Origin of the sequence: Parasphingorhabdus sp. JC815 (genome assembly GCF_040717415.1) — a bacterium.
Taxonomy (GTDB): Bacteria; Pseudomonadota; Alphaproteobacteria; order Sphingomonadales; family Sphingomonadaceae; genus Parasphingorhabdus.
On the sequence record NZ_JBFEFM010000004.1, the window covers coordinates 31,360 to 44,511 of the forward strand.

Here is a 13,152-nt window from a genome sequence, read left to right on the forward strand (position 1 = left end):
TAGACTATGAGTAAAATGGCATGAATCCACAAGAAGACATGACAGGCACCATGGAGGTGCCGGAGAAAGACAAGCTCGACGAGGCAAAGCTTGCTATATGGATGGATGCAAATGTCGAAGGCTTTGCTGGGCCTATGACCATCACCAAATTTAAGGGCGGGCAGTCCAATCCAACTTATAAAATAGAGACGCCGGATACCGATTACGTCCTCCGGAAAAAACCATTCGGGAAATTACTACCATCGGCTCATGCTGTTGACCGAGAGTTCAGGGTCCTGGCGGGGCTTTACCCGGCCGGTTTCCCGGTTGCGAAACCCTATGGCCTGTGTGAAGATGACGATGTCCTTGGCACCATGTTTTACGTCATGGGTATGGCAGATGGACGGACGCTCTGGGACGGCAGCTTGCCGGGCATGGCCCCTGATGAACGGCGCGCTATTTATCATGAAATGATTGATACTCTGGCATTATTGCACAGCTATAATCCTTCGGAAGTCGGTTTGGAAAACCATGGCAAGTCCGGCAATTATTGCGAGCGCCAAATCTCTCGCTGGACCCAGCAATACAGGTTATCGGAACTCGAAACCATTCCGGAAATGGATCGGCTGATAGACTGGCTGACAAAGACGATCCCTGAACAAAAGGGTTTCGGCATTGTTCATGGCGACTATCGGCTCGACAATATGATTTTCGCGCATGACGAGCCCAAGGTTATTGCCGTGCTTGACTGGGAACTCTCCACGCTTGGTGATCCGATTGCGGATTTTGCATATTGGTTGATGGCCTATGAGATGGAACCCGAAGGACGAAGCGGCCTCAAAGGTATTGATCTGGAACCGCTTGGTATTCCATCTCGTGACGAAGCAATCGCACGCTATTGCGAGAAATCTGGCATAGATAATTTACCGCCGATGGATTGGTATCTTGCCTATAATCTTTTTCGGATCGCAGCTATTTTACAGGGCATCCAGAAGCGTGTAGTAGATGGCACCGCAAATAGCGCAGCGGCAGCCGAAATGTCCGATAGGGTTACCCCTCTTGCTCAGGCTGGATGGGAAGTGGCAAAAAGGGCTGGCGCATAATCCAGACTGACAGGAGCGAAACTATGGCAGACCTAAAAGATAAAGTGGCCATTGTTACCGGAGCAGGCAGCGGTATTGGCCGGGCTTCGGCGCGGTTATTTGCCGAGCATGGCGCCAAAGTCATAGCTAGCGATGTCACCGATGCGGTTGAAGATACTGCCAAAGGTTCAGACGGAAATATCATTGCGATAAAAGCGGATGCCGGTTCCGAAGGTGATGTTGAAATGCTGGTTGAGGCAGCTGAACAAAAATTTGGCGATCTGCATGTTTTTTTCGCCAATGCCGGTATTGGTGGCGGTTTTGAAGGCATCTTCGATAGCAGCGTTGCCGAGTGGCAGGAAGTTTTACGTATTAACCTGATCGGGCCATTTCTGGCCGCCAAATATGCAGGCAAGGTAATTGCCGAAAGTGGACACGGTGGCTCAATCATCTGCACTGCCAGTGTAGCCGGGATTAGATCAGGCGCTGGTGGCCCGGCTTATTCGGCGTCCAAGGCCGGTGTCATCAATCTTGTGAAGGTGGCAGCACAGCAATTTGCGACCTCCAATGTCCGCTGTAACGCGATTTGCCCCGGTATTACAGAAACCGGCATGACCCAGTTTATCTATGATAAAGCGCGGGAGAAAGGCAAGGAGGACCGGCTTGGCTACCTCAACCCGCTGCGTCGCGGCGCTAATCCGATCGAGATGGCAGAAGTCGCTCTGTTCCTTGCCTCTGACCGCTCATCCTATGTAAATGGACAGGCGATTGCCGTTGACGGGGGATTGAGCGCATCACATCCTGTCACGCGTCAGGAGTTTGGCCGTACAGCGGTTTAACGATCAGTTTGCAAAAACAAGGTCGCCGTTACCCAATTGCACAAAATCAACCCGCCCATCGGATGCGCCGCATAAAAACGCACGTTGCGTGCTACCAGAAAGCGCCCCCTCGACGCGCCAGCCATTGCCGTCCCGTGCAACTGACTCTATCTCGGAAACGCGGGCGTCCCCTCCGGCTTGTATCTCAGCAGCATCGGAGCAGATATTTATAGCAGTATCCATTGAACCAGTGCCACGATCACTTCTACGGTCGTACCGGTCATTATAGCGCCAATCATTGCGTCGATCATCTCTATACCGATTATTTCGGGACCGATCATAACGATAATCAGAATCATTATTGCGATCCTGTTTTGAAGCCGCGCTGGCAATAGCAGCGATACCGCCAATTATTAATATACCCGCAATTACATCGCCTGCATCAACCCGGTTGCGACGATAACCACGTCCATAACGATACCCGCGATAGCCCCTATAACCACGATGTCCCCGGTAACCACGCCAGCGATTGGCTTTATCATTTTCCGCGCTCCAGCCCAGACTGGTTATATCAATGGTATTATTCGCACTGACAGGCGCAATCGCAGGATTGACCGTTGCCGCCATAGCAGGCGCAAATCCGGTGAAGACTAGCGCTACAGACGCGGTGATAGTTGATAATTTTTTGGCAAAATGCATATTTCATACCCCAATGACTAGCAGATTCTGCGCCCCGGAATCGACTCGTACACTATATATAGGTGGTCCAGCCTGTCACCAGGCTGAACCATATTCTTTTATTCTGCAAAATTATCTACGATAGCGCAGGTTTTTAAAACGCACATCGGACACTCTGTTGCCATTGATATAGCAAGTGAATTTACCCCGATCAGTGCCACGCCGATATCCGTTATCTACGATTACCCGTCCTTTGACCTTATACCCGTACCGGGTCCGATCAACATCGCGAATTCGGGTAACATTGGCACGGCCATAATAGCCGGCCCTGCGTTCAGTTGCCCGAACACATTTTCTCACAGCTCGACGGGGACTAATACGTCTTTTGTGGCGATATTTCCGGCCATAGCGATCATAGCGGTAGTAACGATCATAACGATCATCATCATAGCGATCATCGTCATAGCGGTCATCATCATCCGAACTTGCAATTGCTGCGATCGCGCCAAGAACAACAGCTCCGGCAATGATTTCCCCGGCGCTAATCCCGCCCCGATCACGGTCATATCCCTTGGCCATTGCCGGTGTTGCAGAAACGGCCATCGCAGTTGCAGCAGCGGTTCCGATCATTGCTTTCTTAATAGTGTCCATCTCCACTTTCCTTTCACAAACTACCCGAGAACCATTTGTCGAGCTTGTGACCAGTTATAATGGTTAGCCATTGAGTAGAGACTGAACCTTTTTGTCAGCAACCGTTCATGTAAATAAGGAATTTCCTGAACAAAAAAATGGCCGGGGCTTGCACCACCGGCCATAAAGTTGATGTTCTCAGGAGGAACATGGTGAGGTGCCGATCATAAGTTCAAAGAGAAAGGACCAGCAACAAACGGGTTAACCTTTGACGAATTCCGGATAAGCCTCGACACCGACTTCTGCGATATCCAGGCCTAATCGTTCGTCTTCTTCGGTAGGACGCACACCGATGGTGTATTTCAATAGTGTCCAGACGATAGCGCTGATAGTGAAGACGAACGCACCTATGGCCACGACGCCCATTGCTTGCACACCCAATTGTGCACCGACGCTTAACGTCACGCCATCGACCTCTGATTGTGTATTCCACGCCACGATTAACGTGCCCCATATCCCTGACAAAAGGTGAACGGGTATAGCACCGACAACATCGTCGATCTTCAGTTTATCAAGCAATGGCACTGCCACCACTACGATCAAACCACCGATACCGCCAATCAATATGGCAGCGGGAATAGAAGGGGTAAGCGGTTCAGCGGTAATAGATACCAGACCCGCCAGCGCACCGTTAAGCGCCATGGTGACATCAATTTTCTTATATAAAAGCTGCGTCAGTATGACTACCGTAACCACACCGCCAGCAGCGGCCATATTGGTGTTTACGAAAATCTTTGAAATATCGCTGACATCGCTAATCGTGCCCATTGCGAGTTGTGACGCACCGTTAAATCCGAACCATCCCAACCACAGGATGAAAGTGCCCAATGTCGCCAGAGGAATATTGGAACCGGGCATCACCGTAATCCTGCCCCCGACATAGCGCCCCATCCGCGGCCCAATGATTAGCGCACCAGCCAAAGCAGCCCAGCCCCCGACCGAGTGAACCAGTGTTGATCCGGCAAAGTCGCTAAACCCGCGCTGGTCCAACCAGCCCGCACCCCATTCCCAGCTACCCGTAATCGGATAAAGAAACCCGGTCAGGATCAGCACAAAAATCATGAACGGCCAGAACTTCACCCGCTCCGCCACGGTCCCCGACACAATCGACGCTGTAGTGGCACAGAAAACCATCTGGAAAAACCAGTCCGATGCCACGGAATAGCCAGTTCCGATATCTGCAGTGCCCACAGCCTGCATGCTATATGGACCGAAAGTTCCGATCCAGCTCGTCACATCGGTATACATCAGGTTATATCCCGTAACCCAGAACATGATCCCGGCAAGCGAATAGAGGCTGATATTTTTCAGGCACTGCATCGACACATTTTTGGACCGGACCAGTCCCGCCTCTAGCATCGCAAAGCCAGCGGCCATCCACATGACCAGAAATCCGCCGATCAGGAACAATAACGTGTTAAAAATATAGCCGACATTAGAAGTCAATTCGGCTATTTCAGGATTGGCTATTTGCGCCGCATCCCGCGCCAGTGCGGGTGATGCCATCCCGATGCCCAGCAATCCCGCAGATAGTGTTAGAATATGTTTCATTATACGCTTTCCTGTTTAAATCGCGGTTTCGCCAGTTTCGCCCGTACGAATACGAACGGCATTTTCCAGACTGATCATGAAAATCTTTCCATCGCCGATGGATTGTGTGCCCGCAGCGTTTTGAATAGCCTCCACCACATGCGCGGCTATGTCGCTGCTGCATGCGATTTCCAGTTTCACTTTCGGAACCATATTCGTGGTATATTCGGCGCCCCGATAAATCTCGGTCTGCCCTTTTTGACGCCCAAACCCCTTAACTTCCGACACAGTCATGCCCGCGACGCCGACTTCCGTCAGCGCATCACGCACTTCATCGAGCTTAAATGGTTTTATAATGGCAACGATAAACTTCATTACGCCCCCTTTTTGTGGTTCAAGGGGATATTCGCAAAGCCCGTGCCAAATTGTTAAAGCACTGTAATTAAAAAGAAAGATTTAAATCTTATGCTGAAGCGGGGGTAAAACTTGAGCAGTGAAAGAGGATTGCCTAATATTTAGGCAGCGCCTTTCTTCATTCTCTCAAGAATGTCAGGGATGATCGCGGCGGTTTCCCGGCGGCCTATTTCGATCAGTTCATCTGCTTTGGTGAAATTCTGCATATCAATATGGCCAACCGCTGGCGACAAGGCAAAATCGGGCGGATCGAGAGCCAATGAATAGCGACCCAGATTACGCAGAGAAAGGCCGATAGCGGCTTTCACAATGGCGATAGTATTGGGATATTTTCCGTCATGGCGGCTGATACCAGCCATTTCCGCGCGGTTGATAAAATCGTCCTGTAAATTGACGGACAGGCACAGCGCATCAGGTGCCATCTCCCGCGCTGGCGAAACAGGAACCGGTAGCGCCGTGCCCCCATCAACCAGCAAGCGACCATCATATTCGACCGGTTTGAAAATACCGGGCAGGGACATGGATGCCCGTAGCGCGGGAACCAGCTTGCCGCTGTTCATGATGATCGTGTCGCCAGTCCTCAGATCAGCCGCGACCGCCGCCACGGGAATAGCAAGATCCGAAAAATCCAGATTGCCAAGCTGTGTTTCCAGTTCTTTTTCAATTGTCCGCGCGCCCATAACCGCGCCGCGTTTGAAATGGGGGTCCATGAAACGGATCAAAGTCCGCAAATTAGCTGTGCGCGCGGTTGCTTCCAGATAATCGAGCTTTCCGGCGGCAAAGCTGGCCCCTGCTATAGCACCAATAGATGTTCCGGAAACTGCGGCTATTTCAATCGGCGATTCTTCCAGCGCGCGCAATACCCCGATATGGGTCCAACCCAAACCGGCGCCGCCGCCAAGAGCGAGGGATAATTTCATCGCCATTAGGCTCCTACAGAAGGAAGGTCAGTCATAGCGACACATCCTCCGCCAATATCAGCTTCGCGTGATTCAAGTCTTCGGCAAGCACCATGACGCGCGCGGGTAGCGCGATCCCTGCCCCCTCCACGATATTCACGCCGCTGTCGAAACAAACTGCGCCAATACCAGCCGCTTCCAACCGGCCACGGATAATTTCTGCTTCATGGCTGTGCATATGGCGGGACAGTTCAACCAAACTCATATATTATTCCGTTTAATAGCCCGCTCAATAGAATGGCCCTCCTAACAGAGATTTCCAGATCAAAACAGCAAACCAATGTATCAGAATCGTCGGCCAAAGCGAACGGGAAACGATGCGAACATGCGCCAATATAACACCGAGGACCAGCATCGCGCCCCAAAATGTAGGGTGCAAGAATATGTCAGCCCACGGCGGACCGATGGCCAGCGCCTGTAACGGATGCCAGACGACAAATAACAACGTCGATAGCCATGCGCCCCAGCGCGGAGTTAGCTGTATAAGCCAAGACAATAAAACTCCGCGAAAAACAATCTCTTCTACCAATGCGGGCACAAAAAACAATATTACAGCGGTTGTCAGCAAGGCCGGAACATCTGTCACCGGCGCCCAGATCAGCCACTCCGCCAGAAAACCCAGTGCAGCGATAATGGCCAACGCCGGTATGGCAACGCGCAACGCGGCGCTCCATTGCTTGCGTTCTGGCCAGATTTTCAAAGCGGCCATAGTTTGCTGAAATATTTTTTGCACTACTCCAGTCCTGCCAGATGCGGCTCTACCAATTTTCCCCTTGTTCTACCGCTGCCTGCTCTTCCGGACGGGTTTCGCGGCCAAGCACTGCATTGCGATGCGGGAAACGGCCATATTGTGCGATAATATCCCGATGCTCTTTGGCATATTTGATGTTGGATTTTCGTCCCAAAGCAGTGAACAAGCCCAGCGAACGGGTCTGGTCATCCAGATCTTCGCTGTGCATGAATGGCATATAGGCGAATGTGCGCTGATCATCGGACAATTCGTGATCATATTCCCGGTCAATCATTTGTTGAGCGATTTGCAGCGCCAGATGGTCGGTAGAAAATGCCTCTGCCGTACCCCGGAACATATTGCGGGGAAACTGGTCAAAAAGAATGATCGCGGCAAGAGCGGTTTGCGGCGTATCAAGAAAGTCCGCAGCGGTTTTGGATTTTTGCTCCTCCCACAGCTCGTGGAAACGCTCGACAATCTGTTCGTCAACCGCGTCACTTGCGCCGAACCAGTCACTACTACCCAATTCATCAAACCAGAAGTCCCGAATCTCTGTGGTCCAGTTCATTTCAGCCTCTCCTGCATCGGACCGCGCGGTCAAGCTGCCGTGCCGCCAACAGTTAAACCATCGACGAGCAAAGTCGGCTGCCCGACACCAGCGGGGACGGATTGTCCGCCCTTGCCGCACACACCAATTCCTTCGTCCAGCGCCATGTCATTGCCGATACCGGACACTTTGGTCAGTACGGTCGGGCCGTCACCTATCAGTGTTGCCCCCTTAATCGGAGCACCCAGCTTGCCGTTTTCTATCTTGTAAGCCTCTGTGCAAGAAAATACGAACTTGCCAGAAACAATATCCACCTGCCCTCCGCCGAAACTTTTGGCATAGATGCCGTTTTTGACCCGGCTCATCAACTCGTCCGGATCATCATTTCCGCCCCGCATGAATGTATTGGTCATGCGCGGCATAGGTGTGTGGGCATAGCTTTCGCGCCGTCCGTTACCGGTGGCCGGAACCCCCATCAGACGAGCGTTCAGCCGGTCCTGCATATAACATTTCAGAATACCGTCCTCGATCAGGATATTTTCCTGCGTCGGCGTGCCCTCATCATCAATAGTTAGCGAGCCGCGCCGTTCGTTGATTGATCCATCATCAACAACCGTCACGCCCGGCGCTGCCACGCGTTCGCCAATTCGCCCGGAAAAAGCACTGGTCCCCTTGCGATTAAAATCACCTTCCAGACCGTGACCTATTGCTTCGTGCAGGATGATGCCGGGCCAGCCGGGCCCAAGCAACACAGTCTGCTCACCCGCAGGCGCAGCCACGCTTTCAAGATTAACCAGCGCCTGATGCAATGCCTCGTCTATCGCGCGGTTCCAGCGTGCTTCTTCAAATAGCTGATCGTATAAATAACGTCCGCCCATACCGAAACTGCCGGTTTCACGGCGACCATTTTGCTCCGCAACAATGGAAACATTCAGCCGGACGAGAGGCCGCACATCGGTTGCGACAAATCCGTCCGGACGGACGATCTCGATCACGCTCCAGCTACCGGACAGACCGACCGACACCTGTGCTACGCGCGGATCACGGGCGCGTGCGGCAGCGTCAATTTGCTGACATAATGCAACCTTTTGGGCGAAGGGGATAGATTCCAGCGGATTGGCCTCGCCATAAAGATGTTGGTTGGAGCCGCGCGGTGGCGGAGCGGGTTGCCCCTTGGCCGGGTCAAGCAGTTGCAGCGTTTGAGCTGCGCGCGTAATCGCTGCTTCGCTAATTTCATTGCTGTGCGAAAAGCCGGTCATTTCACCGGAAACACCGCGCAGGCCAAAGCCGCTATCGGTGCTGTAATCTGCGGTTTTCAAGCGGCCATCATCAAAGCCAAAACTCTCTACCGCACTATATTGAAGATAAAGTTCACCATCATCACAGGCCGTAAGGCTGTTAGATACTAACGCCTTGGCCCGCTCCGGGTCCAATCCGTCGGGGCGATAAAGAAACGAGCGGGGGTCCATATTTTTCATCATTCCGCTTATATAGAAACGAAATCAGGGCGGCGCACCCCTTAACTGGGAATATCGTACAGATAATTCACCGCAGGTCCGGTTTTCAGCAATAGCCGTTAAGCAAGATTTGGGTCAGGCAGGCTTCGACAGTTCGCCGACTCCTGCCGCATCCGCAGCTATCGCCGTCACGTCTGCCGGTCCGCCGATCAAGATGAAACGCCGGTCACAATAACCGCAATCCACATAGCCTTTTTCATCTATTTCCAGCCACACACGCGGATGGCCCAGCGCTACCCCACCAGGAATTTCGGATGCTCCATCACAGACATTACGTCTTTTTGAGGTTTTTACAGTTTCAGCTATGAGAGTCATGTCGCGGAATTAGCAAGAGTTACCGGTTCACGCAATATATTACGCCATAATTGAATATCAAATTTCACGCGCATATCTTGTTGGAATAGTGCAGACGGATAATCGCGCAAAGCCTTTGATTGTAGTTGATAAGATGTTTATGCGGTTTGCATGACAGAAGCAGCAATTTCCATAAACCATCTCTCCAAAACCTATGCCGGCGGCAAGAAAGCGCTGGACGATGTCACTTTCGACGTAAAGCGAGGAGAGATTTTCGGGCTTTTGGGCCCCAATGGCGCGGGCAAATCTACATTAATCAATATTTTATCCGGTATGGTAAGGAAGACCAGTGGCTCAGCCAATATCTGGGGATTTGATATTGATGACGATCACCGCAATGCAAAGGCATCAATCGGTATTGTTCCACAGGAAATCATGTTCGACCCGTTTTTCACACCAGCCGAATCGCTGGAGGTTGTAGCCGGGCTTTACGGGATAAAAAAAGCAGACCGCCGAACGAAGGAATTGCTACGCGCCGTTCACCTTGAGGACAAAGCCGACGCCTATTCACGCACCCTGTCGGGCGGGATGAAACGCCGTCTTCTGGTCGCCAAAGCAATGGTACATTCCCCGCCTATACTAGTGCTGGACGAACCCACGGCTGGCGTGGACATTGAATTGCGGCAACAGCTTTGGGAATATGTTGAGCAACTTAACAAATCCGGCGTCACTATAGTTTTAACTACCCACTATCTGGAAGAAGCAGAAAACCTTTGTGACCGGATTGCGATTATTAATCATGGCAAATTGGTCGCGCTCAAAACGACACCGGAACTGGTTAACATGGCGCGTGAAAAGCTGGTTGAACTGACATTAGACAGGGATTTATCCGAAATATCCGACGTAATCACCTTTACCGATGACCGCTTCCTGAAGGCAGACATAATCGGACCGCGTACCATTGCCATTACATATAGCAAGGACCACACCAATGCTGGCGGCGTGATGGAAGCTGTACAAAAACGCGGATACCAGATTGTCGAAGTCACAACCCGTGAAGCGGATCTGGAAGATGTCTTCCTGAACCTCACAAGGAAAGCCGCTTGAGCGGGCGCAAAATTAAACGCCCCCTCTTTAGTCGAGATGTTGGGGTAAAAGAGTCAGGTCGCTACGAGAACGACATTTTTCGTATTGTGGCCGCTACGGCCTCTGTGGAGGAGCGGTATAAGTGACGCATGACATCATTATCGTCGGTTCCGGCGCAGCGGGACTGAGCGCGGCAATTACGCTGGCGCAGACGCATAAAGTGCTGGTATTGGCCAAAGGTGATTTGGCAGGCGGGTCAACTGCATGGGCGCAAGGCGGGATTGCCGCTGTGCTTGATGCCGGGGATACGTTTGAAGATCATATTAACGATACCATGGTTGCAGGAGCTGGCCTCAACCGGCGAGAAACCGTGGAATTTGTAGTCGAAAATGCTCCCGCCGCGATTGAGCGGCTGGAAAAAATGGGCGTGCCGTTCAACCGCGAAGCAGAAGCCCTGCACCTTACCCGTGAAGGCGGGCATAGCCACCGGCGGATCGTCCACGTCGATGATGCCACCGGCTGGGCCGTGCAAGATGCGTTGCAAAGAACCGCAGCCGCTCATCCCAATATCACGATGCTACCACATATGGTGGCGATTGATTTGATCGTGGACCGCAATGCCCAAACGCCAACCGGATCGAAAAACGTCTGGGGAGTATATGCGCTTAATAACAGCACAGGACGGGTCGAAACACTGACAGCCCGGGCCACCATCATGGCCAGCGGTGGCGCAGGGCGAACCTATTTATTTTCCACTGCACCGCGCGGGGCGACAGGGGACGGCATTGCCATGGCATGGCGCGCAGGGGCACGGGTTTCCAATATGGAAATGATGCAGTTTCACCCGACCTGCCTCTATAATCTTGAAGTCAAAAACTTCCTGATTACCGAAGCCGTGCGTGGCGAAGGTGGACATTTAAAATTACCGCCTTCGGAACACGGCACCGGGCCAGAAGCTGGAGAGCGATTTATGCAACGCTTTGACCCTGAACGTAAGGAGCTGGCTCCGCGTGATATCGTGGCCCGTGCGATTGACCATGAAATTAAACGTCTTGGCCTGGATTATGTCCATCTTGATATTTCCCACCGCGATCCGGACTTTGTGAAGGGCCATTTCCCGAACATTTATGACAAGCTGCTCAGTCTTGGCATTGATATGACCAAGGAACCGATACCTGTTGTCCCGGCACAACATTATACATGCGGAGGGATATTGATTGACCTTAATGGCCGCACCGATCTGCCCGGTCTTTATGCAGGCGGCGAAGTTAGTGAAAGCGGCCTGCACGGAGCCAATCGGCTTGCCTCGAACAGCTTGTTGGAATGCTTCGTTTTTGGTGATGCAACAGCCCGTGACATCGCCGCCAACTGGAGTGACTTTCATGAACCGCCAGCTATCCGGCCATGGGATGAAAGCCGCGTTACCGATAGTGACGAAGAGGTGGTAATCAAGCAAACATGGACAGAAATCCGCCGTTTCATGTGGAATTATGTCGGTATTGTCCGCACGACCAAACGGCTTGAACGCGCACAACACCGCATCGACTTACTACGCGGAGAGGTTGAAGAATATTATGGGCATTTCCGCGTAACACAGGACTTGATCGAACTCAGGAACCTGATCGTGGTTGCCGATCTGATCGTAAAATCCGCACTGGCACGCAAGGAAAGCCGGGGACTACACTATATAACCGATTATCCGGATCTTTTGCCCGAAGCAGAAGATACGGTTTTAGTACCTTAAAGCCTCACATATTCCGTTAATCTGCGGTTTTATGCGTCATCAAGCACTTGCAGATACCGTAGTAGCGCAATAAAGCACGGTTGAAATAGCGTTCAAATATCGTTGAAATATCAGCGTGCGGTTCCAATCTCTACAAGGATAAGGAATTGAAAAAGGGTAAATAATGGTAGATCCATATCAGGCATTGGGCGTAGCAAAAGGCGCCAGCGAAAAGGAAATTAAAACCGCCTATCGCAACCTTGCCAAAGAACTGCATCCTGATCGCAACAAGGACAACCCCAAGGCCTCGGAACGATTTTCCGATGTTACCAAGGCTTATGATCTGTTGCTCGACAAGGATAAGCGTGCACAATTTGACCGCGGCGAGATTGATGCCGATGGCAACCCTTTAGGTTATGGCTTTGGTGGCGGACAGCGTGGTGCTTATACGCGCGGCGGCGGTCAGCAATTTGATTTTGGCAATAGCGGCACAGATTTTGGCGATATTTTTGAAGGATTATTTGGCGGCGGAGGCGGCGCTCGCGGGGGCAGTCCCTTTGGCCAGCAACGGAGTGCCCCGCCCCCCAAAGGCGCCAATGTCTCTTATCGGCTAAAGGTCGAATTTATTGCTGCGGCGACATTGGAAAAACAGCGGATTACGCTGGAAGACGGCAAAACTATTGATCTCAGCCTGCCCAAAGGCGTTGAGGAAGGCACGCAGATGCGGCTGAGCGGCAAAGGCAAGCCGGGGGCCGGAGGCAATGGGGATGCAATTATAACCATTCACATCGGTAGCCATCCTTTTTTTGAACGTGATGGCGATAATGTGAAACTGGAATTGCCGATCGGCCTTAAAGAAGCTGTTGAGGGCGCAAAAGTCCGTGTACCAACCGTTGATGGCCCGGTGATGCTTTCGATTCCCGCTGGCTCCAACTCCGGCAAGACACTGCGTCTAAAGGGTAAAGGCTTTCACAAGAAATCCGGTGGGCGCGGAGATCATCTTGTGACCTTGATGATCACCTTGCCAAAAAATGATGCGAAACTGGCAGAATTTGTAAAAAACTGGAACAACGAAGATAATCCGCGTGCCGCGATGGGTGTGTGA

General features: G+C 51.9%; 15 protein-coding genes. 5 read left to right on the top strand and 10 right to left on the bottom strand.

The features are described 5' to 3' along the window. Positions 1 to 20: 20 nt before the first annotated feature. Together AB1K62_RS10050 and AB1K62_RS10055 are read left to right on the top strand one after the other, a co-directional pair. Positions 21 to 1,082 carry a phosphotransferase family protein gene (locus AB1K62_RS10050; protein ID WP_367003411.1) on the top strand — a complete coding sequence of 354 codons (1,062 nt, stop codon included), beginning with the start codon at positions 21 to 23 and terminating at the stop codon, positions 1,080 to 1,082. Positions 1,083 to 1,105: 23 nt separating this feature from the next. Then, positions 1,106 to 1,900, top strand: coding sequence for an SDR family oxidoreductase (locus tag AB1K62_RS10055; RefSeq protein WP_367003412.1), 795 nt, complete (start codon positions 1,106 to 1,108; stop codon positions 1,898 to 1,900). A 3-nt stretch (positions 1,901 to 1,903) separates the two neighbouring features. On the opposite strand, the gene AB1K62_RS10060 is transcribed toward AB1K62_RS10055, so the two are convergent. The 10 genes from AB1K62_RS10060 to AB1K62_RS10105 all read right to left on the bottom strand — a co-directional run bounded on the left by AB1K62_RS10060 (position 1,904) and on the right by AB1K62_RS10105 (position 9,259). Next, on the bottom strand, positions 1,904 to 2,578 hold the full coding sequence (locus tag AB1K62_RS10060) for a hypothetical protein (protein ID WP_367003413.1): 675 nt from the start codon (positions 2,576 to 2,578) through the stop codon (positions 1,904 to 1,906). A gap of 111 nt (positions 2,579 to 2,689) precedes the next feature. Beyond that, the gene (locus AB1K62_RS10065) at positions 2,690 to 3,208 is read right to left on the bottom strand and encodes a hypothetical protein (RefSeq protein ID WP_367003414.1); all 519 of its coding nucleotides are present in this window, start codon (positions 3,206 to 3,208) and stop codon (positions 2,690 to 2,692) included. Between the two features lie 240 nt (positions 3,209 to 3,448). Then, positions 3,449 to 4,798 carry an ammonium transporter gene (gene amt / locus AB1K62_RS10070; RefSeq protein WP_367003415.1) on the bottom strand — a complete coding sequence of 450 codons (1,350 nt, stop codon included), beginning with the start codon at positions 4,796 to 4,798 and terminating at the stop codon, positions 3,449 to 3,451. Positions 4,799 to 4,813: 15 nt separating this feature from the next. Beyond that, positions 4,814 to 5,152, bottom strand: coding sequence for a P-II family nitrogen regulator (locus AB1K62_RS10075; protein WP_367003416.1), 339 nt, complete (start codon positions 5,150 to 5,152; stop codon positions 4,814 to 4,816). Between the two features lie 140 nt (positions 5,153 to 5,292). After that, positions 5,293 to 6,111, bottom strand: coding sequence for a patatin-like phospholipase family protein (locus tag AB1K62_RS10080; protein ID WP_367003417.1), 819 nt, complete (start codon positions 6,109 to 6,111; stop codon positions 5,293 to 5,295). A gap of 31 nt (positions 6,112 to 6,142) precedes the next feature. After that, a complete protein-coding gene (locus AB1K62_RS10085) occupies positions 6,143 to 6,355 on the bottom strand; it encodes a DUF2007 domain-containing protein (RefSeq protein WP_367003418.1) in 213 nt (70 codons plus the stop codon). 24 nt (positions 6,356 to 6,379) lie between these two features. Then, positions 6,380 to 6,883: a CPBP family glutamic-type intramembrane protease gene (locus AB1K62_RS10090; protein WP_367003419.1), complete on the bottom strand. Its 504-nt coding sequence runs from the start codon at positions 6,881 to 6,883 to the stop codon at positions 6,380 to 6,382. 25 nt (positions 6,884 to 6,908) lie between these two features. Then, complete coding sequence (locus tag AB1K62_RS10095) at positions 6,909 to 7,448, bottom strand: DUF924 family protein (RefSeq protein ID WP_367003420.1); 540 nt, start codon at positions 7,446 to 7,448, stop codon at positions 6,909 to 6,911. A gap of 29 nt (positions 7,449 to 7,477) precedes the next feature. Beyond that, positions 7,478 to 8,908 carry a metalloprotease TldD gene (gene tldD / locus AB1K62_RS10100; protein WP_367003421.1) on the bottom strand — a complete coding sequence of 477 codons (1,431 nt, stop codon included), beginning with the start codon at positions 8,906 to 8,908 and terminating at the stop codon, positions 7,478 to 7,480. A gap of 111 nt (positions 8,909 to 9,019) precedes the next feature. Beyond that, a complete protein-coding gene (locus tag AB1K62_RS10105; protein ID WP_367003422.1) occupies positions 9,020 to 9,259 on the bottom strand; it encodes a zinc-finger domain-containing protein in 240 nt (79 codons plus the stop codon). 150 nt (positions 9,260 to 9,409) lie between these two features. Between AB1K62_RS10105 and AB1K62_RS10110 the strand changes: the two genes are divergently transcribed. The 3 genes from AB1K62_RS10110 to AB1K62_RS10120 all read left to right on the top strand — a co-directional run bounded on the left by AB1K62_RS10110 (position 9,410) and on the right by AB1K62_RS10120 (position 13,152). Beyond that, positions 9,410 to 10,345 carry an ABC transporter ATP-binding protein gene (locus AB1K62_RS10110; protein ID WP_367003423.1) on the top strand — a complete coding sequence of 312 codons (936 nt, stop codon included), beginning with the start codon at positions 9,410 to 9,412 and terminating at the stop codon, positions 10,343 to 10,345. Between the two features lie 121 nt (positions 10,346 to 10,466). After that, positions 10,467 to 12,068 carry an L-aspartate oxidase gene (gene nadB, locus AB1K62_RS10115; protein ID WP_367003424.1) on the top strand — a complete coding sequence of 534 codons (1,602 nt, stop codon included), beginning with the start codon at positions 10,467 to 10,469 and terminating at the stop codon, positions 12,066 to 12,068. A gap of 163 nt (positions 12,069 to 12,231) precedes the next feature. Further along, positions 12,232 to 13,152 (top strand): DnaJ C-terminal domain-containing protein, encoded by a 921-nt coding sequence (locus tag AB1K62_RS10120; protein ID WP_367003425.1) that lies wholly within the window; start codon positions 12,232 to 12,234, stop codon positions 13,150 to 13,152.